Source organism: Cellulomonas sp., assembly GCF_036279715.1.
Classification (GTDB): domain Bacteria; phylum Actinomycetota; class Actinomycetes; order Actinomycetales; family Cellulomonadaceae; genus Cellulomonas_A.
On record NZ_DASUIR010000167.1, the window covers coordinates 1 to 18,733 of the forward strand.

At 71.8% G+C, this 18,733-nt stretch carries 19 protein-coding genes and 1 pseudogene; 14 read left to right on the forward strand and 6 right to left on the reverse strand.

All coding sequences use genetic code 11. The features are described from left to right. The 4 genes from VFW79_RS15585 to VFW79_RS15600 form a co-directional block, all read left to right on the forward strand. Positions 1-1,519 (forward strand): ABC transporter ATP-binding protein (locus VFW79_RS15585; RefSeq protein WP_329678204.1); only part of this gene is annotated, 1,519 nt, incomplete at its 5' end. Beyond that, the gene (locus tag VFW79_RS15590; protein ID WP_329678205.1) at positions 1,516-3,492 is read left to right on the forward strand and encodes an ABC transporter ATP-binding protein; all 1,977 of its coding nucleotides are present in this window, start codon (positions 1,516-1,518) and stop codon (positions 3,490-3,492) included. The genes VFW79_RS15585 and VFW79_RS15590, both read left to right, overlap by 4 nt. 83 nt (positions 3,493-3,575) lie before the next feature. Further along, positions 3,576-4,841 (forward strand): MFS transporter, encoded by a 1,266-nt coding sequence (locus VFW79_RS15595; RefSeq protein WP_329678206.1) that lies wholly within the window; start codon positions 3,576-3,578, stop codon positions 4,839-4,841. 22 nt (positions 4,842-4,863) lie between these two features. Then, complete coding sequence (locus tag VFW79_RS15600; protein ID WP_414648005.1) at positions 4,864-5,715, forward strand: TrmH family RNA methyltransferase; 852 nt, start codon at positions 4,864-4,866, stop codon at positions 5,713-5,715. Positions 5,716-5,781: 66 nt separating this feature from the next. Here VFW79_RS15600 and VFW79_RS15605 read toward each other — a convergent pair whose 3' ends face one another. Beyond that, positions 5,782-7,284, reverse strand: coding sequence for a leucyl aminopeptidase (locus VFW79_RS15605; RefSeq protein ID WP_329678208.1), 1,503 nt, complete (start codon positions 7,282-7,284; stop codon positions 5,782-5,784). A 63-nt stretch (positions 7,285-7,347) separates the two neighbouring features. Here VFW79_RS15605 and VFW79_RS15610 point away from each other — a divergent pair, with 63 nt between their 5' ends. From VFW79_RS15610 to VFW79_RS15630, 5 genes are read left to right on the forward strand one after another with little or no spacing between them, the layout of a single operon-like run. Beyond that, positions 7,348-7,707, forward strand: coding sequence for a hypothetical protein (locus VFW79_RS15610; RefSeq protein ID WP_329678209.1), 360 nt, complete (start codon positions 7,348-7,350; stop codon positions 7,705-7,707). Continuing rightward, entirely contained in the window at positions 7,704-8,174 is a 471-nt protein-coding gene (locus VFW79_RS15615; RefSeq protein WP_329678210.1) for a hypothetical protein, read from the forward strand. Before VFW79_RS15610 ends, VFW79_RS15615 begins: the two co-directional genes overlap by 4 nt. A gap of 10 nt (positions 8,175-8,184) precedes the next feature. Further along, positions 8,185-9,237: a quinone-dependent dihydroorotate dehydrogenase gene (locus VFW79_RS15620; protein WP_329678211.1), complete on the forward strand. Its 1,053-nt coding sequence runs from the start codon at positions 8,185-8,187 to the stop codon at positions 9,235-9,237. After that, positions 9,237-9,449 carry a hypothetical protein gene (locus tag VFW79_RS15625; RefSeq protein WP_329678212.1) on the forward strand — a complete coding sequence of 71 codons (213 nt, stop codon included), beginning with the start codon at positions 9,237-9,239 and terminating at the stop codon, positions 9,447-9,449. The genes VFW79_RS15620 and VFW79_RS15625 overlap by 1 nt, the downstream gene beginning before the upstream one ends. Beyond that, entirely contained in the window at positions 9,446-10,108 is a 663-nt protein-coding gene (locus VFW79_RS15630) for a YczE/YyaS/YitT family protein (RefSeq protein WP_414648004.1), read from the forward strand. The genes VFW79_RS15625 and VFW79_RS15630 overlap by 4 nt, the downstream gene beginning before the upstream one ends. A 46-nt stretch (positions 10,109-10,154) precedes the next feature. Here the strand turns inward: VFW79_RS15630 and VFW79_RS15635 are convergent, their stop codons facing one another. After that, a complete protein-coding gene (locus VFW79_RS15635; protein ID WP_329678213.1) occupies positions 10,155-11,165 on the reverse strand; it encodes an aldo/keto reductase family protein in 1,011 nt (336 codons plus the stop codon). Between the two features lie 19 nt (positions 11,166-11,184). After that, positions 11,185-11,811, reverse strand: coding sequence for a DUF3043 domain-containing protein (locus VFW79_RS15640; RefSeq protein ID WP_329678214.1), 627 nt, complete (start codon positions 11,809-11,811; stop codon positions 11,185-11,187). A gap of 32 nt (positions 11,812-11,843) precedes the next feature. On the opposite strand from VFW79_RS15640, the gene VFW79_RS15645 reads away from it, so the two are divergent. From VFW79_RS15645 to VFW79_RS15655, 3 genes and pseudogenes are all read left to right on the forward strand, one after another. Further along, the gene (locus VFW79_RS15645; protein ID WP_329678215.1) at positions 11,844-13,229 is read left to right on the forward strand and encodes a dipeptidase; all 1,386 of its coding nucleotides are present in this window, start codon (positions 11,844-11,846) and stop codon (positions 13,227-13,229) included. A gap of 275 nt (positions 13,230-13,504) precedes the next feature. Next, positions 13,505-13,825, forward strand: a pseudogene (locus tag VFW79_RS15650) (NUDIX hydrolase); the annotation flags it as partial. 69 nt (positions 13,826-13,894) lie between these two features. Continuing rightward, positions 13,895-14,548, forward strand: coding sequence for a TIGR00730 family Rossman fold protein (locus VFW79_RS15655; RefSeq protein ID WP_329678244.1), 654 nt, complete (start codon positions 13,895-13,897; stop codon positions 14,546-14,548). A gap of 30 nt (positions 14,549-14,578) precedes the next feature. On the opposite strand, the gene VFW79_RS15660 is transcribed toward VFW79_RS15655, so the two are convergent. The 3 genes from VFW79_RS15660 to nadA are packed head-to-tail and all read right to left on the reverse strand — an operon-like array spanning position 14,579 to position 16,946. Further along, the gene (locus tag VFW79_RS15660) at positions 14,579-15,142 is read right to left on the reverse strand and encodes an acyl-CoA thioesterase (protein WP_329678216.1); all 564 of its coding nucleotides are present in this window, start codon (positions 15,140-15,142) and stop codon (positions 14,579-14,581) included. After that, positions 15,139-15,729: a DJ-1/PfpI family protein gene (locus tag VFW79_RS15665; protein WP_329678217.1), complete on the reverse strand. Its 591-nt coding sequence runs from the start codon at positions 15,727-15,729 to the stop codon at positions 15,139-15,141. Before VFW79_RS15665 ends, VFW79_RS15660 begins: the two co-directional genes overlap by 4 nt. Before the next feature lie 11 nt (positions 15,730-15,740). After that, positions 15,741-16,946: a quinolinate synthase NadA gene (nadA, locus tag VFW79_RS15670; RefSeq protein ID WP_329678218.1), complete on the reverse strand. Its 1,206-nt coding sequence runs from the start codon at positions 16,944-16,946 to the stop codon at positions 15,741-15,743. Between the two features lie 85 nt (positions 16,947-17,031). Between nadA and VFW79_RS15675 the strand changes: the two genes are divergently transcribed. Together VFW79_RS15675 and erpA are read left to right on the forward strand one after the other, a co-directional pair. Further along, positions 17,032-18,216: a glycerate kinase gene (locus VFW79_RS15675; protein ID WP_329678219.1), complete on the forward strand. Its 1,185-nt coding sequence runs from the start codon at positions 17,032-17,034 to the stop codon at positions 18,214-18,216. Positions 18,217-18,349: 133 nt separating this feature from the next. Beyond that, positions 18,350-18,700, forward strand: coding sequence for an iron-sulfur cluster insertion protein ErpA (gene erpA, locus VFW79_RS15680; RefSeq protein WP_109133207.1), 351 nt, complete (start codon positions 18,350-18,352; stop codon positions 18,698-18,700). Positions 18,701-18,733 lie beyond the last annotated feature (33 nt).

An 18,733-nucleotide genomic window follows, 5' to 3' on the forward strand; every position in this document is an offset into this window, starting at 1 on the left:
CACCGCGGTGTACTTCGGCGCGCGCACCGCGATGGCCCTCGGGCGCGACCTGCGCGAGGGTCTGTTCTCCCACGTGCAGGAGTTCTCCGCGCAGGAGGTCGGCAAGTTCGGGGCGCCCTCGCTCATCACGCGCACGACGAACGACGTGCAGCAGGTGCAGATGGTGATCCTCTTCACCTTCACGATGATGGTGACCGCCCCGATCATGCTCGTCGGCGGAGTGATCATGGCCCTGCGCGAGGACGTCGCGCTGTCGCAGCTCCTCATCGTCATCGTCCCCGTGCTCGGTGTCGCCGTCGCGCTGATCGTGTCCCGGATGGTGCCCTACTTCCGGGTGATGCAGACCAAGATCGACGCCATCAACCGGGTCCTGCGTGAGCAGATCGCGGGCATCCGGGTGATCCGTGCCTTCGTCCGCGAACGGCGGGAGTCCGAGCGGTTCGCGGTGGCCAGCACCGACCTGTTCGAGACGTCGCTGCGCGTCGGGCGGCTCATGGCGCTCATGTTCCCCGTCGTGATGCTCATCATGAACGCGTCGAGCATCTCGGTGATGTGGTTCGGCGCCCAACGGATCGACTCCGGCCAGATGCAGATCGGTGCGCTCACCGCGTTCCTGAGCTACATCATGTACATCCTCATGGCGGTCATGATGGCCTCGATGATGTTCGTGATGGTGCCCCGCGCGATGGTGTCCGCGGAACGCATCGGCGAGGTGCTCGACACCCGGACCTCGGTCCTTCCGCCGGTTGTCCCGATCTCGCTCCCGGCGGCGCGCCGCGGGCGGCTCGAGCTGCGCGACGTCGAGTTCCGCTACCCGGGTGCCGAGGAGCCGGTGCTGCGCGGCGTCGACCTCGTCGTCGAGTCCGGGAAGACCACCGCGGTGATCGGGTCGACCGGCTCGGGCAAGACGACTCTCGTCAACCTCGTTCCCCGGCTGTTCGACGTGACCGGGGGAGCCGTGCTCCTCGACGGGATCGACGTCCGCGACCTCGAGCCCGACGACCTGTGGAGCTCGATCGGGCTCGTCCCGCAGAAGCCGTACCTGTTCAGCGGCACCGTGGCGTCCAACCTGCGGTACGGACGCACCGACGCCACCGACGACGAGCTGTGGCACGCGCTCGAGGTCGCGCAGGCCCGCGAGTTCGTCGAGGCCATGCCGGAGGGGCTCGACGCGGCGATCGCGCAGGGCGGCACCAACGTGTCAGGGGGCCAACGTCAGCGCCTGGCGATCGCGCGGGCGCTCGTCCGCCGACCGAGCATCTACCTGTTCGACGACTCGTTCTCGGCGCTCGACTTCGCGACCGACGCCGCACTTCGCTCCGCGCTCGTCCCCGAGACGCGCGACGCGGCGGTCGTCATCGTCGCGCAGCGCGTCGCGACCATCCGGCACGCCGACCAGATCGTCGTCCTCGAGGACGGTGAGGTCGTCGGAGCCGGCACCCACGGCGAGCTGATGGCGTCGTCCTCGACCTACCGCGAGATCGTCTTCTCGCAGATCTCCGCGGAGGAGGCAGCATGAGCATGCAGAGCAGGCCCGCAGCGCCGGCACGTCCCGTCGGCCCGCCTGGTGGTCGGGGTCACGGTCCGATGAGCATGGGCGTCCCCGGCGAGAAGTCGATGGACTTCCGTGGGTCGAGCCGCCGGCTGCTCGGCGTCCTGCGCCCGGAGCGCGTCCGCCTCGGCACGATCATCGCGCTCGGCGTCGCGTCCGTCGCCCTCGTCGTGAGCGGGCCGAAGATCCTCGGCGCGGCGACCAACGTGATCTTCGAGGGCGTCATCGGCAAGCGGCTGCCCGCCGGGGTCAGCCTGGACCAGACGATCGAGGCGCTGCGCGCGAAGGGTCAGAACACCTACGCCGACCTGCTCAGCGGCACGCACGTCGTGCCCGGCGTGGGCATCGACTTCGCGCACCTGCGCACGATCGTCCTCACGGTGCTCGCCGTCTACGTCGGGTCGTTCCTCTTCGGGTGGCTCCAGGCGCGCCTGACCACCGGCGTCGTCCAGCGCACCACCTTCCAGATGCGCGCGGACGTCGAGGCCAAGCTGTCCCGGCTGCCGCTCGGCTACTTCGACCGCCAGGGGCGCGGCGAGGTGCTCAGCCGGGTCACCAACGACATCGACAACATCGCCCAGACCCTGCAGCAGACGCTCTCGCAGCTCATCACCTCGTTGCTCACGGTCGTCGGCGTGCTCGCGATGATGTTCTGGATCTCACCGATCCTCGCGGTCGTGGCCCTGGTGACCGTGCCGCTGTCCATCGTCGTGACGATGCTCATCGCGAAGCGCTCGCAGCCGCAGTTCGTCGAGCAGTGGGCCCGGACGGGCACGCTCAACGCGCACATCGAGGAGATGTACACCGGGCACGCGCTGGTCAAGGTGTTCGGACGTCAGCGCGAGGCCGTCGCGACGTTCCACACCGAGAACGCCCACCTCTACGGCGCGAGCTTCAAGGCCCAGTTCATCTCCGGGATCATCATGCCCGCGATGGGTTTCATCGCGAACCTCAACTACGTCATCGTCGCCGTCGTCGGCGGGCTCAAGGTCGCGTCGGGCACGCTGTCGCTCGGTGACGTGCAGGCGTTCATCCAGTACTCGCGGCAGTTCACGCAGCCCATCACGCAGATCGCGTCGATGATGAACCTCCTCCAGTCCGGCGTCGCGTCGGCCGAGCGGGTGTTCGAGCTGCTCGACGCCGAGGAGCAGCGCCCCGACCCCGCCGTCCCGACGGCCGTCGAGCTGCCGGTGCGCGGACGGGTTGCGTTCGAGGACGTGTCGTTCCGGTACGACCCCGAGACCCCGCTGATCGAGCACCTGTCGATCGTCGCTGAGCCCGGTCAGACGGTGGCGATCGTCGGGCCGACGGGCGCCGGGAAGACGACGCTCGTCAACTTGCTCATGCGCTTCTACGAGCTCGACTCGGGCCGCATCACGCTCGACGGGGTCGACACGACCGCGATGACGCGCGACGACCTGCGCTCGCAGATCGGGATGGTGCTGCAGGACACGTGGCTGTTCGGCGGGACGATCGCCGACAACATCGCCTACGGGGCGACCGACGTCTCGCACGAGGACCTGGTCGCCGCCGCGCAGGCCACGCACGTCGACCGGTTCGTGCGCACCCTGCCCGACGGGTACGACACGGTCATCGACGACGAGGGCTCCAACGTGAGTGCGGGGGAGAAGCAGCTCCTGACGATCGCGCGCGCGTTCCTGGCCGACCCGCCGATCCTCGTGCTCGACGAGGCGACGTCGTCCGTCGACACCCGCACCGAGGTGCTCGTCCAGCAGGCGATGAACGCCCTGCGCGTCGGCCGTACCTCGTTCGTCATCGCGCACCGGCTCTCGACGATCCGCGACGCCGACACGATCCTCGTGATGGAGCACGGCTCGATCGTCGAGCACGGCACGCACGACGGCCTGCTCGCCGCCGGCGGTGCGTACGCGCGCCTGTACGACAGCCAGTTCGCCGCCGCGACTGCTCCGGTCGAGTGACGTTGCGCACCACGCGCGCGAGACGTCCCGTCCTGGGCCTTTCGCGCGGGGATCGGGGTGTCGGCGGCACGTAGGCTCGGTCGGTGACCGCAACCGCCGAGCCCGCCCCGATCCGGCTGGTGCGGGACCGGCCCACGCTGAGCCTGTACAGCTACTTCGTCGTGTGGGGATGGCTGCTCTACAGCTTCAGCCCGAGCGTCCCGCTCCTCGCGGACGAGCTCGGTGTGAGCAAGGCTCAGGGCGGGTTGCACGGCACAGCGTTCGCGGCCGGGGCGATCCTCGTCGCCCGGCTCACCCCGCGGCTGGTGGACCGCTTCGGTCGCCGCGCGACCCTGGTGGGCGCAGGCGTGCTGATCGCGGTCGGTGTGATCGTGCTCGTCGCGGGTCCGATCCTGGCCTGGACGCTCACCGGGGTGTTCATCCTCGCGGCAGGCGGGAACGTCGCTGTGAGCGCCGCGCAGGCCGGCCTGTCGCTGCGGCACGGTCGGGCCAGCTCGGCCGCCGTGACCGAGGCCAACGGGGTCGGCTCCGGTGTCGGGCTGCTGGGCCCGCTCGCCGTCGGCGCCTGCGTCGCGGCGGGCTGGGGCTGGCGACCCGCGGTCCTCGCCACGGCGGCGTTGGCGATCGGCTCGGCGCTGCTCGCGCTACGTCTGCCGGCCGACATGAGCGGGCGAGCCGTCCCTGCACCGGACCCCGCGCTCGACCCGGCTGAGGCCGCCCCCCTCGACGCCGTCGCGCTTGACGCCGCCGACCGGGAGTCCGCCGTGGCGACCCGCTGGTTCCTTGTCGCGATCGTCGCGGCGATCGCGCTGGAGAACGCGACGACGTTCTGGTCGACCGACCTCATCCGTCAGCAGACCGGTGCCGGTGCGGGCATCGCGACCGCCGCCACGGCTGGTCTCGTCGCGGGCATGACGGCGATCCGGTTCGTCGTCGGCCCGCTGTCGCTGCGCATCGAGCCCGCCCGTCTCCTCGCCGCGTCCTTCCTCGTTGCGATCGTCGGCTGGGCCATCCTGTGGACCGCCACCGAGACGCCCGTCGCGCTCGCTGGCCTCGCGATCGCCGGGATCGGCTACGGCGCGCAGTACCCCCTCTCGATCTCGATCCTGCTCAGCGCGGCGCGCCGCTCGACCGACCGCGCACAGGCGAACGCGACCCTCGCCGGCGGCGCCGCGATCGGCGTCGCGCCCTACGTCCTGGGCGCGCTCGCCGACTCCTTCGGTGCGCACACGGCGTTCCTGGTGATCCCGGTCGTCGCGCTCCTGGGTGCCGCAGCCGCCGTCGTCGGCCCGGGCGCAGCACGTCGGGCGAGCGCTCTGCGCACCACGCGGCTGCTCGCGAGGTCCTGACCGGGCATCGGACCGCGAGATGATGGGGCCCGTGCCGGCCCCTGACATCCACCCGATCACCGACCCGACCGACGAGCGGCTCGCCGACTACGTCTCGCTCACGGACGTCGCCCTGCGCTCGCGCCACGAGCCCTCGAAGGGCCTGTACATCGCGGAGAGCTCGACCGTGCTGCGGCGGGCGCTCGGCGCTGGTCATCGACCTCGGTCGGTCCTGCTCTCGCCGCGCTGGCTGCCCGACCTCGTCACGACGCTCGCGTCGCTGCCCGACGACGGCACCACGGTGCCCGTCTACGTGGCGGAGCCGGACGTCCTCGCGGCGATCACCGGCTTCCACGTGCACCGTGGGGCGCTCGCGTCGATGCATCGCCCGGCGCTGGCGTCGGTCCATGACCTGCTCGCAGCGGCCCGCGGAGGCACGGGAGCGCGACGTGTCGCGATCCTCGAGGACATCGTCGACCACACGAACGTCGGCGCGATCTTCCGCAGCGCGGCTGGGCTCGGTGTCGACGCGGTGCTCGTGACCCCGCGCTGCGCCGATCCGCTGTACCGCCGCTCGGTGCGCGTCTCGATGGGCACGGTGTTCCAGGTGCCGTGGACCCGGCTCGAGACGTGGCCGGGCGGCCTCGAGGACCTGCGTGCGGCGGGGTTCACCGTCGCGGCGCTCGCCCTCGCCGACGATGCCGTGTCCCTCGACGACCTCGTCGCGGCGCCGCGGGAGCGCCTCGCGCTGATGCTCGGCACCGAGGGCGACGGGCTGTCGCGCGGTGCGGTCGAGGCGGCCGACCTGGTCGTACGCATCCCGATGGCCGGCGGCGTCGACTCCCTCAACGTGGCAGCGGCGTCCGCGGTCGCGTTCTGGGCGACGCGAACCTGACCTGGCCGGACGAACCGCGCCCGGCCGCACAGCCTGCGCCCGGCCGGGCGACCGCATCCGGACTGGCTACCGCTGGGCTGCGCGGGCCTCGAGGAACGCGAGCATCGTCCGGACACCGACGCCGGTACCGCCGACGGGCGTGTAGCCGTGGGCGGTCTTCTCGTTGAACGCCGGACCAGCGATGTCGAGGTGCGCCCACGGGGTCGTGCCGACGAACTCCTGGAGGAACAGGCCGGCGAGCAGCATGCCGCCGAACCGCTCGCCGATGTTCGCCAGGTCCGCGACCTTCGACTTCAGGCCGCCCTTGAGGTCGGCGGGCAGCGGCATCGGCCAGAACAGCTCGCCCGAGGCCTCGGCGGACGCGACGATCTCGGCGCGCGCACCGTCTGTCCCCATCACGGCCGAGACCTGGTTGCCCAGTGCGACGGTCTGTGCGCCGGTGAGGGTCGCGATGTCGAGGACGACGTCGGGCTTCTCCTCGATCGCGGCCACGAGCCCGTCAGCGAGCACGAGCCGACCCTCGGCGTCGGTGTTGAGGACCTCGACGGTCTTGCCGCCGCGGATCGTGATGACGTCGGACGGCCGCTGGGCGGTGCCCGACGGCATGTTCTCGGCGAGGCACAGCCACCCCGTCACGGCGACCGGCAGCCCCAGGCGCGCAGCGGCCAGGACGGTGTGCAGCACGGCGGCCGCCCCCGACATGTCCGACTTCATGGCGTCCATGCCCGCCGCGGGCTTGATCGAGATGCCGCCTGAGTCGAACGTGATGCCCTTGCCCACGAGCGCGACCTTTGCGGCCGGACGTGACGGGGAGTAGGCGACCTTGACGAGGCGCGGACCACGGACGGAACCCTGGCCGACACCGATGAGGCCGCCGTAGCCACCGGCGACGAGCGCCTTCTCGTCGAGCACCGTGACCTTGACGGTCCCGGCGCGCAGACCGGCATCCTTGACCGCAGCCTTGGCCGCGTCGGCGAACGCCGCGGGATAGAGGTCGTTCGGAGCGGTGTTGACCAGGTCACGCGTCGCGTGGACCGCGCCGGCGACGACCTCGGCGCGCGTGGCAGCGCTCACTGCCGAGCTCTGGCGGGCGAGGGGCGTGACGACCTCGATCGACGGCACGGGCGCGGACGTGGCCGCCTGGTCGGGGCTGCGGTACCGCGTGAACGTGTACGCACCCAGCAGCGCGCCCTCGACGACCGCGGTCAGCTCTGGCAGGTGCCCGGCAGGCAGGGCGAGCGCCACGCTCGACGTCCCGGCAAGCTCGCGCGTTGCGGCACCCGCCGCCCGACGCAGCAGCTCGGGCGTCACGGCCGTGGGGTCACCGACGCCCGTCAGGACGAGCACCTTGGCCGACAGGCGGCCCGCGGTCGGGTAGCGGCGGACCTCGTCCTGGTCGCCGGTGATCCCGAGCGCCCCTGCGCTGGCCGCGATCTCAGCGGCGATCTCCGGGGGGAGCTGGTCGGGGTCGAGCAGGCGCGGACCGGCGGCGGTCTTGGCGATCGCCACCACGAGGGCGTCGACGGCGAGGCTGGCAGGGTTCTTGGAGGTGAGAGTCACTCGAGGCACCTGGCGATCGTAGTCCGACCGCGTGGCCACCGCGGATGCGGACGCCCGGTAACGTGGCGAAGCGTGATCGGACCGGTGGCCCTCCTCGTCGTCATCCTCTCCCTGGCCCTCGCTGCGTGGGCCCTGGTGTTCGTCATCCGCGACCGCGCGGTGATCCTGCGTCAGCTCTGGGGCGGGGCCGTCGTCGAGGCGGTGCTGCTCGCCCAGGCGGTTGCCGCGATCGTTCTCGTGGCCAACGGCACCGGCTCGCCGGATCGCGCGCTGTTCGGCGGCTACATCCTCGTGCAGCTCCTCATCCTTCCGTTCGCGGCGATGTGGGCCTTCGAGGAGCGCACCCGGTGGAGCTCGGTCCTGCTGTTCATCGCCGCCTTCACGACGGCCTTCCTCGAATACCGACTTCTGCAGATCTGGGGATCCTTGTGACCGGGACCGCACCGCACGACCCATCAGTCCCGCCCGCGGGCCCAGCGAGCACGTCGACCGGACCGGGCCGCGCCCTCGTCGGCGTGTACGGGGTCTTCGCCCTGTCGGCGTCCGCGCGTGCGGGGTACCAGATCGCGACCAAGCTCGCGGAGGCGCCGCTCGCCTACGGGCTGTCCGCGTTCTCGGCAGTCGTGTACATCCTCGCGACGGTTGCGCTCGCGAAGGGCGGCGGCCGGTGGCGACCGGTCGCGTGGTCGGCCGTGCTCGTCGAGCTGGTCGGCGTGCTCGTCGTCGGGACGGTCTCGGTGCTCGCCGCGGGGGACTTCCCCGCCAAGACGGTGTGGTCCGGCTACGGGCAGGGCTACGGCTACGTGCCGCTCGTCCTGCCGTTCCTCGGCCTCGCGTGGCTCTGGCACACCCGCTCGCGGAGCGCCGACGGTGGCTCGGGGACCGTCGTCGACCAGTAGGTTGGACCGCGTGTATCGCCTCCTGTTCAACCTGGTCTTCCTCCGCCTGAGCCCTGAGCGCGCCCACGAGCTCGCGTTCGGTCTGATCCGTGTCGTCGGGCGCGTCCCCGTGCTGCGCGGTGTGATCGCCCGGCTGGCCGCGGCGCCCGCCGGAGGTGAGGTGCGCACGCTCGGTCGGACGTTCCCGGGAGCGTTCGGCCTCGCGGCCGGGTTCGACAAGAACGCCCTCGCGGTCGAGGGGCTCGCGATGCTGGGCTTCGGCTTCGTCGAGGTCGGCACCGTCACGGCGTACGCGCAGCCCGGCAACGACGCGCCGCGGCTGTGGCGCGTCGTGGACCAGCAGGCGCTGCGCAACCGGATGGGCTTCAACAACGAAGGCTCGGCCGTCGTGGCCGGACACCTGAAGTCGCTCCGCGCGACCCCGGTCGGCCGCGCCCTCGTCGTGGGCGTCAACATCGGCAAGACGAAGGTGACCCCGCCGCAGGACGCTGCGGCCGACTACGCGCTGAGCGCCGGCCGGCTCGCGCCGTACGCCGACTACCTCGTCGTCAACGTGTCGTCGCCGAACACGCCGGGCTTGCGCGACCTGCAGTCCGTCGACGCGCTGCGCCCCATCCTCGTGGCCACGCGCGAGGCGGCCGACGCGGCGACGACGGCTGCCGGGCGACCGCGCGTGCCTCTGCTGGTCAAGATCGCGCCGGACCTGTCCGACGACGACGTCGACGCGATCGCGGACCTCGCGACCGAGCTCGGCCTCGACGGCGTGGTGGCCGTCAACACGACGATCGCCCACCCGTTCGGGGAAGGCGGGCTGTCCGGACCGCCGCTCCTCGCGCGTGGTCTGGACGTCGTCGCCCGCCTCCGCACCCGTCTCGGGCCCGACCCGGTCATCATCGGGGTCGGCGGGATCTCGACGCCGGCTGACGCGCTCGAGTACCTCGCGAACGGTGCGACCCTCGTCCAGGGGTACACCGGGCTGATCTACCGCGGCCCGTTCTGGGCCGCGCACATCAACCGTGCGCTCGCGGCCGATGCCGTCCGCGGCGCTGTCGGGGGCTCGTGATGGCCGTGCTGCCCCAGTGGGAGTGGGCGTTCGAGGACATCGCCGGGCACGAGCTCGACCGCCCCGTGAGCCCCGTGTTCGCCAACCAGTACGACGCCGAGCAGTGGCTCGGCGAGCAGTGGCGGGTGCTCGCGACCCAGGGTGTGCACACCGCGCGGCTCCTGCACGACGGCACCCAGGCGACTCCCGCGCTGGTCCTGCGCGTTCCGTGAGCCTCCCTGACGCCCCGGTCGACCTGACACCGACCGTCGCGGTTCCTGGGTCGCGCCGGATGACGCGGCGGACGGTCCAGCTGGCGATCGGTCTCGTGCTCTACGCCGTCTCGGTCACGGTCCTCGTGCGCGCGGGGCTCGGCACCATGCCGTGGGACGTGCTCTCGCAGGGCGTCGCGCGCCGGACGGGCCTGTCGTTCGGCACGGTCACGCTGGTGATCAGCGCTGCCGTCCTCGTCGCCTGGTGGCCGTTGCGGCAGCGGCCCGGCGCCGGGACCGTCGCAAACGTGCTCGTCATCGGCTTGCTCGTGGACCCGTTCCTCGCGCTGCTCGCGCTCCTGCCCGACCCGCTCCCGCGCCTCGCAGCGATCGGGTTTGTGGTGCTCGGCATCGGGCTCAACGGTCTCGCGACGGCGCTCTACATCGGGGCGCGGTTCGGCCCGGGTCCGCGCGACGGGCTGATGACCGGGCTCGTGGCCCGGACGGGTCGATCGACTCGGCTCGTGCGGACGAGCATCGAGGTCGCCGTCGTGGCGGCGGGCTGGCTGCTCGGGGGCACGGCGGGCTTCGCGACGCTGGCGTACGCGCTCGTGATCGGCGCGGTCGTCCACCCTCTGCTGCCGCGGTTCATGGTTCCCGTGGACGTCGCAGAACGCTGAGCGGCAGGGCCACCCCTCCGCGGGGAGGAGCGGCCCTGCATCGTCCTCAGCGGGCTGCGGGGGAGCTCTTGGCCGTCTCCGCGGGGTCGGTCACGACCGCGTCGCCCAGCACCTCGTCGATGCGGACGAGCAGCTCGGCGGGGATCGTCACACCCGAGGCCTTGACGTTCTCTCGCACCTGCTCCGGTCGGCTCGCACCGATCAGCGCCGCGGCGACGTTGTCGTTCTGGAGCACCCAGGCGACCGCCAGCTGAGCGAGCGTGAGCCCGAGCTCGTCGGCGATCGGCCGGAGGTCCTGGACCCGCTGCAGCACCTGGGGGCGCTCGAGGAAGCGCTGGATCATCTGGGCGCCGCCCTTCTCGTCAGCGGCCCGCGAGCCTGCGGGCACGGGAGCTCCGGGGGCGTACTTGCCCGACAGCACGCCCTGGGCGACCGGCGACCACACGATCTGCGAGATACCGAGCTCCTTCGAGGCAGGCACGACCTCGGCCTCGATGACCCGCCACAGCGCGGAGTACTGCGGCTGGTTGGAGATGAGCTGGAAGCCCAGGTCCCCGGCGAGCGCGTGGCCCGCCCGGATCTGGTCGGCCGTCCATTCGCTGACCCCGATGTAGAGCGCCTTGCCCGCGCGCACGATGTCGGCGAACGCCTGCATCGTCTCCTCGAGCGGCGTGGAGTGGTCGTAGCGGTGGGCCTGGTACAGGTCGACGTAGTCGGTCTGCAACCGTTCGAGGGAGCCGTCGATCGACTCGAGGATGTGCTTGCGCGACAGCCCGGAGTCGTTGGCGCCGCCCGGACCTGTCGGCCAGTAGACCTTCGTGAAGATCTCGAGCGACTGCCGACGCTGCCCCTTGAGGGCCTCGCCGAGCACGCTCTCAGCCTTCGTGTTGGCGTAGACGTCGGCGGTGTCGAACGTCGTGATGCCGACGTCGAGCGCCGCGTGCACGCACTCGACCGCGGTGTCGTTCTCGACCTGCGAGCCGTGCGTGAGCCAGTTGCCGTACGTGATCTCGGAGATCTTGAGACCGGAGTTGCCGAGGAAGCGGTAGTTCACCATGGACCTACCGTACGTGGGCTCAGGCGGGGTACTCGCCGTGCTTGACCTGCGCCTTGGGAAGACGCGAGCGGCGGAGCTGGAACACGCGCAGCACGCCGTACATCGTCGTCCCGCGCGGGATGGCGGACGCACCGAACTTCGCGACGAGCTTCTTCTTCAGCGAGCGCCACATGAACAGGACGTCGACCATCATCGCGAGGACGAACACGTACAGGAGGAGGAGCGCGAGGATCGCGAGGGTCGCATTGACCTGGGCGAGCGTGAGCTGCAGGACGAGCAGCACCATGGCGACCGGCAGGAAGTACTCGCCGAGGTTGCGGCGAGCGTCGATGTAGTCCCGGATGTAGCGGCGGACGGGTCCGCGGTCCTTGCTCGGCAGGTAGCGCTCGTCACCGGTCTGCAGCGCGGCGAACTCCTTGTCGCGCTGGGCGCGCGCGGCGACCCGGGCGGCCTTGGCTGCACCCTTGCGGTCGTCGGGGACGAGCGGGCGCTTGTTGGCTGCCTCCGCCTGCTTGCGCTTCGGCGTCGGGTGTCCCTTCCCGGCACCGGTGCTGTCCGGGGAGACGGTGGCGCCGTGGGTGATCTGCGCGCCTCTCCGCGAGGAGGGAGCGGTCACTGACGGGTTGGCCTTGCTGCGTCCGAACACCCCACCAGGGTAGACGAGTACGGTGGGCCACCGTGACGTCACCGACCGCCTCTGCCCCCACCTCCGTCGAGCTCCTCCGGGAGCGGACGGCCCGCGAGTTCCCCCGCCTGCGCACCGACCTCGAGGCGCTCGTGCGCATCCCCAGCGTCTCCAACGCCGACTTCGACCAGGCGCACGTCGCGGCCAGTGCCGCCGCCGTCGGTGACCTGTTGCGCGGCGCAGGGTTCGACGACGTGCGCGTCCTGACGGCCCGGCGCTCGGACGGTCGTCCCGGCGCACCCGCGGTCGTCGCCCGCCGGCCCGCGCCGGCCGGAGCCCCGACCGTCCTGCTCTACGCGCACCACGACGTCCAGCCACCCGGCGACGACAGCACCTGGTCCTCGCCTGCCTTCGAGCCCGAGGAGCGCGACGGTCGGCTCTACGGACGGGGCGCGGCGGACGACAAGGCCGGCGTCGTCGCGCACGTCGGCGCGCTGCGCGTGCTCGCCGACGAGCTCGCGGTCGGCGTCACCGTGTTCGTCGAGGGCGAGGAGGAGGTCGGCTCGCCGACGTTCACCGACTTCCTGCGCACCTACCGCGACGATCTCGCGGCCGACGTCATCGTGGTCGCCGACTCCTCCAACTGGCGGGTCGGTGTCCCCGGCCTGACGACGTCGCTGCGCGGGCTCGTCGATGTGGAGGTCGAGGTCGCCGTGCTCGACCACGCGATCCACTCGGGCATGTTCGGCGGTGCGATCCTCGACGCGCCGACGCTGCTCGCGCGCCTGATCGCGACGTTGCACGACGACGCCGGCGACGTGGCCGTCGCGGGGCTCGTGAGTGCGCCCGACCCCACGGTCGACTACGACGAGGAGGCGTTCCGCGCCGACTCCGGTGTGCTCGACGGTGTGCGCCTGGCAGGCACCGGGCCGCTCACCGCCCGGTTGTGGACCAGACCGGCCATCGCCGTCATCGGCTTCGACGCCCCGAGCGTGGCCCGCGCGTCCAACACGATCACGCCGCGCGCGACGGCCCGGCTGTCGATGCGCATCGCTCCCGGGCAGGATCCAGTCGCCGCGCACACCGCCCTGCGAGCACACCTCGAGGCGCACGCGCCGTTCGGTGCGCGCGTGACGGTGAGCGACGGCGAGCTCGGCAAGGCGTTCCAGGCGCCGACCGACTCGCCGGCGATGGTGGCCGCGCGGTGGGCGTTCACCGAGGCGTGGGGCACGGACCCCGTCGACATCGGCATCGGCGGCTCGATCCCGTTCATCGCGGACCTTCTCGAGGTCTACCCCGACGCGGCGATCCTCGTCACGGGCGTCGAGGACCCCGACAGCCGGGCGCACGGCAGCGACGAGTCGGTCGATCTGGGCGACCTCGAGCGGGTCGTTCTCGCCGAGGCCCTGCTGCTCCAGCGGCTCGGGCGCCGGGCCTAGGGCGTGGCGCGAGAGGTCGCGCCGTAGGCGAGCGTTGTCTGCTCCAGCTCCGCGACCGCGTCGGCGCTCCGTTCGTCGGGCATGTGCCATGCGATGCTCTGCGCGAGGAAGCGTCGGTGGCCCAGTTTCGTGCCGTGTGAAGCATTCGTGGAGGATGCAGTCCGGTTCGAGTCGGGCGACGGCGTCGGTGCAGCGACGGTGTGTCCGGTTGCGACGAGTCGGTGGGTGATGTCGCGTCCCAGCCCGCGGCGGCTCCGGCGACGAAGATGCGCATGATGCGATGCCAGAGACGTTCGCGCGTCGGAGCGAAAGGAGCGATCGTGCCGGAACCGATCAGAGTGAGCGCGGTGGTGTTCCGCGATAGCTCAGACCGTGTCCTGACCGTGCGGAAGCAGGGGACCGCCTGGCTGATGTTCCCGGGTGGGAAGCCCGAGCCCGGTGAGTCCGATGCGGCTGCCGCGGTGCGGGAGTGTGCCGAGGAGCTCGGCATGGTTCTCGATCCGGTCGCGCTGCTCCCCCTCGGCACGTTCGCCGCACCTGCCGCGAACGAACCCGGTCGCCGGGTGCTGGCGACCGTCTTCGAGCACCCGGCTGTCGTCGTCGACGCGCCGCGCGCGGAGATTGCCGAGCTCGAATGGGTTCCCCTGCACGCGCCGAGCGACCGCGTGGCGCCGCTGCTGCGCGACCACGTGTTCCCCGCACTGCGCCGCGAGGCCCGACCTCTGGGCCGCGTCACCGTGTTCACCGGTTCCGCGAAGGGAGACTCGGCGGTGTTCGCGGCGAAGGTCGCGAAGCTCGCCGGAGCGTTCGCCGCTGCGGGTATCGGCCTCGTCTACGGCGGCGGCAAGGTCGGTCTGATGGGAGTCCTCGCCGACAGCGCGATCGCTGCAGGTGGCGAGGTGCTCGGCGTGATGCCGCAGGCGCTCGTCGACGGCGAGATCGCGCACGACGGACTCACCCGGCTCGACGTCGTCCCTGACATGCACGTGCGGAAGCTGCGCATGGCGGAGCTCGGCGATGCCTTCGTGGCGCTCCCCGGTGGAGCCGGAACCCTCGAAGAGCTCTTCGAGGCGTGGACCTGGCAGCAACTCGGCATTCACACCAAACCGGTGGCCCTCTACGACATCGACGGATACTGGCAGCCGCTGCTACGTGCGCTCGACACGATGACGGAACGCGGATTCCTCTCGGAGCACTTCCGCTCGACGCTGATCGTCCGCGACGACCCCGACGATCTGCTCACCGCTCTCACGGAATGGACCCCGCCAGCGGCGAAATGGTCACGACAGACGGCGACGGTGTCGCCGACGCCGATATGACGGGCAAACTGACCGGCAAAGTCCATGCGATCAGTCGCGCGGCCGGTGCGCGAGGTCGAGCGCTCGCGCCCACGCCAGGACGGCGTCGGGCACCGGCGGGCTCACGACGTCCACCGCGAACGCGTCGGCGACGTCGGGTGAGGCCACCGTGCCGCCGGCCCGCGCGATGAAGCGGGCCGCGACCCACGCCTCGGCCACGACCTCGGGCGCGGTAGTCGCGGGCGTCCCTGGTCTCGGCGTGCGTTCGAACCGCTGCTCGAGGTAGAAGACGCGCTCGTCCCACCCGATGACGCGCGTGACGATCACGAAGCGCTCCCACAGCTCGAGCGAGCGCCGGAAGCGGATCGACTCACCGACGACGACCGGGTACCAGCGACGTCGGCTGATGGCGCTCTGCGCTCCGGTCCGCACGAGCATGTCGACCCGACCGATGTCCATGAGCGTCAGGTACGACCCGTTGTTCATGTGCCGAAGCAGGTCGAGGTCGTTCGGCGTGACCCGGAGCGGCGTGCGCCACTCGTCGAGCGGGGTGCCCGGGCCGCGGTGACGACGTGCGCGCAGCCAGACGACGAGCAGCCGGACCAGGCGGTTCATGTGCGGTCGTACTGGATCCCGTGCCGCACGGTTTCGGCTGCCTCGGGAGACTCGAGGCGCTCGACGAGGTGGAACGCCATGTCGATGCCGGCAGAGACTCCCGCCGACGTGATGATGTCGCCGTCGTCGACGAAGCGCGCCTCGGTGTCCGCGAGCACGCTCGGGTCGATCTCGGCGAGCTCGTCGAACGCGTCCCGGTGCGTCGTGGCCGGTCGGCCCGACAGCAGACCCGCGGCGGCGTACACGAGCGCGCCCGTGCACACGCTGGTCATCAGGGGGGTCGAGGCGGCCATCGCGCGCACCCAGGCGAGGTGGTCCGCGTCCTTGGCGAGAGGCCGGGTTCCGTGCCCGCCGGGGTACACGAGCACGTGCAGAGCGCCGACCTCGTCGGCGGAGTACTCAGGCACGAGGCGGAGGCCCTTCGCGCAGCGCACCCCCGCGCCGTCGACGGAGAACGTGACGACCTGGGGCCGGAGCTCGGAGTGCTCGGACCACCACGCGAGGACCTCGTACGGCCCGACGACGTCGAGCTCCTCGGCGCCGTCGAAGACGAAGATCCCGACCCGCAGCGGGCTTCCGGTCGTCACGTCGGGGCCGATCACGCGCCGGGGAGGGCGAGCATCTGGTCGAGGGCGACGCGTGCCCAGCGTGCGTCGTCCGGGTCGACGACGACGCGGTTGACGACCCGCCCGGCGACGAGGGACTCCATGGTCCACACGAGGTGCGGCAGGTCGATCCGGTTCATGGTCGAGCAGAAGCACACGGTCGAGTCGAGGTAGTGCACGTGCTGCTCGGGGTGGGTCGCCGCGAGGCGCCGCACGAGGTTGAGCTCCGTGCCGATCGCCCACGACGAGCCGGGCTCGGCGGCGTCGAGCGCCTTGATGATGTACTCGGTCGAGCCCACCATGTCCGCCGCGGTGACGACCTCGTGCGTGCACTCGGGGTGCACCAGGACCTGCACGCCGGGGATCGCTGCCCGCGCAGCTGCGACGTTCTGCGCCGAGAACCGGCCGTGGACCGAGCAGTGCCCGCGCCACAGGATCATGCGCGCGTCCTTGAGCTGCTGGGCCGTCAGCCCGCCGCCGGGCTTGCGCGGGTCGAAGACGACGCAGTCCTCGAGCGACATCCCGAGCTGGCGGACCGCGGTGTTGCGGCCGAGGTGCTGGTCGGGCATGAACAGCACCTTGCCTGTGCCGCCCACGCCGCCGACCTTGTCGAAGGCCCAGCGCAGCGCGGTGTGCGCGTTGGACGACGTGCACACGGTCCCGCCATGGCGGCCGGTGAAGGCCTTGATCGCGGCGGTCGAGTTCATGTACGTCACCGGGACCGTGTCGTCCGCGACGCCCGCGTCGGCCAGCACGTCCCAGGCGTCCTCGACCTGGTCGATCGCAGCCATGTCGGCCATCGAGCAGCCGGCCGCGAGATCCGGGAGGAGGACCTGCTGGGCGTCGGACGTGAGGATGTCGGCCGACTCGGCCATGAAGTGCACGCCGCAGAAGAGGATGAACTCGGCGTCGGGACGGGCGGCTGCCTCGCGCGCGAGCTTGAACGAGTCGCCCGTGACGTCGGCGAACGCGATGACCTCGTCACGCTGGTAGTGGTGACCGAGCACGAACGCCCGGTCGCCAAGAGCCGCCCGCGCGACCCGCGCGCGCTCGACGAGGTCCGGGTCGCTGGCTGCCGGCAGCGCGCCGACGCACTCCACGCCACGCTCGGAGGCAAGGTCGATGCCACGGCCCAGGAGGAGCAGGGCCGAGGGAGCCGGCTCCTCGAAGCCGGGCACTGCGGGGGTCAGGAGGCTCACGAGGTGATCTTTCCACAGCCTGTCGAGCGGGTCATCAGGACGCCGACGGGCGGGTGCCCACCCCGGGGCGTGCCAAGATCACCCGATGCGCGTGCTCATCGCTCCGGACGGCTTCGGCGGCACCCTGACGGCTCGGGAGGCAGCGTCGGCCGTGCGCGACGGCTGGTTGCGCGCCGCTCCCGGGGACGACCTGCGCACGTGCCCGTTGTCCGACGGCGGCCCCGGGTTTCTCGACACCCTGCGCGCGAGCCTCGGCGGCGAGCTCGTGGCCGTGACGGTGAGCTCACCGCTCGGTGATCGGGTCCCCGCGGCGATCCTGCTCGTCGAGTCGCCCGACGGCGCGCGCACCGCGTACGTCGAGTCGGCGCACGCCCTCGGGCTCCCGCTCGTCCCGCCGGACCGTCGGGACCCGACGCGCACGACGTCGTACGGCGTCGGCGAGCTCATCCGCGCGGCCGTCGGCACGGGGGCTCGGCGCGTCGTCGTCGGCCTGGGCGGGTCCGCGACCAACGACGGCGGTGCCGGCATGCTCGCCGCCCTCGGTGTCGGTGCGCCCGACGGCGTGCTGACACGCGGCGGCGGAGGGCTCGGGGGTGTCACCTCCGACGACCTGGCTGCGCTCACCGACGTGCGCGCGGGACTCCGGCACATCGATCTCGTCGGAGCGACGGACGTGGACGTCCCGCTGCTCGGGCTGCACGGCGCGAGCGCCGGCTTCGCCCCGCAGAAGGGCGCGACCCCCGAGCAGGCGCAGGAGCTCGAGCGCGCGCTCGGGCACTTCGCGCACGCCGCGGTCGGCGCGCTCGCCGACGTCGTCCGGCCTGACCTTCTCGCCGGCGCTCGCTCAGGTTCTCCGGTGACCCGTCTTGCCGCCCAGCCCGGTGCGGGTGCGGCGGGCGGCCTCGGCTTCGGTCTGACGCTGCTCGGAGCGCGGCTCGTGCCGGGTTCGGCCCTCGTAGCCGATGCGGTGGGCCTGGCACGGCAGATCGCGGACGTCGACCTCGTGGTCACGGGGGAGGGGACCTTCGACTGGCAGTCGCTGCACGGCAAGGTGGTCGCGGCCGTCGCCGAGCGGGCGTTGGGCGCCGCGGTCCCGACGATCGTCATCGCGGGCCAGGTCACGGTGGGCCGTCGGGAGTTCGCGGCGGCCGGCCTCACAGCCGCGTACGCGGTGGCCGAGGGGTCGGACGAGGTGGTCGCCGCGCTCGCCGACCCGCCCGGGACGTTGAGCCTGCGCGCCGAGCGGGTCGCTCGGACGTGGTCCCGGTGAGCCGAGCGGGGCGCGGCAGAGCCTGAGGCCTCGCGGCGTAGCCTGAGGGAACAACGCGCCGTAGGGTGGCGTTGAGCCGCCAAGCAGGGTGCTGCGCACCCGCTCGACAGAACTTCGAGGCACAGGAGAGACCATGAGCGAGACCACCGAGACAGCGACGCACGGCGTCCTCCTCTCCGACGTCGCCGCGGGCAAGGTGCGGAGCCTGCTCGAGCAGGAGGGGCGCGACGACCTGCGTCTCCGTGTCGCCGTCCAGCCCGGTGGGTGTTCGGGCCTGATCTACCAGCTCTACTTCGACGAGCGGGTCCTCGACGGCGACGCCATCAAGGACTACGACGGTGTCGAGGTCGTCGTCGACCGCATGAGCGTCCCGTACCTGGACGGCGCGACGATCGACTTCGCGGACACCATCGAGAAGCAGGGCTTCACGATCGACAACCCCAACGCCGGCAGCGCCTGCGCCTGCGGCGGGTCGTTCAGCTGATCGAGTGACCGCTCACGAGGGCCCGGCACCGCA

Coding starts and splice junctions, on each gene's coding strand:
- VFW79_RS15590 (WP_329678205.1), top strand. CDS start 1,516: ATGAGCATGCAGAGCAGGCCCGCAGCGCCGGCACGTCCCGTCGGCCCG.
- VFW79_RS15600 (WP_414648005.1), top strand. CDS start 4,864: ATGGGGCCCGTGCCGGCCCCTGACATCCACCCGATCACCGACCCGACC.
- VFW79_RS15625 (WP_329678212.1), top strand. CDS start 9,237: ATGGCCGTGCTGCCCCAGTGGGAGTGGGCGTTCGAGGACATCGCCGGG.
- VFW79_RS15635 (WP_329678213.1), bottom strand. CDS start 11,165: ATGGTGAACTACCGCTTCCTCGGCAACTCCGGTCTCAAGATCTCCGAG.
- VFW79_RS15660 (WP_329678216.1), bottom strand. CDS start 15,142: ATGAACCGCCTGGTCCGGCTGCTCGTCGTCTGGCTGCGCGCACGTCGT.
- VFW79_RS15675 (WP_329678219.1), top strand. CDS start 17,032: ATGCGCGTGCTCATCGCTCCGGACGGCTTCGGCGGCACCCTGACGGCT.
- erpA (WP_109133207.1), top strand. CDS start 18,350: ATGAGCGAGACCACCGAGACAGCGACGCACGGCGTCCTCCTCTCCGAC.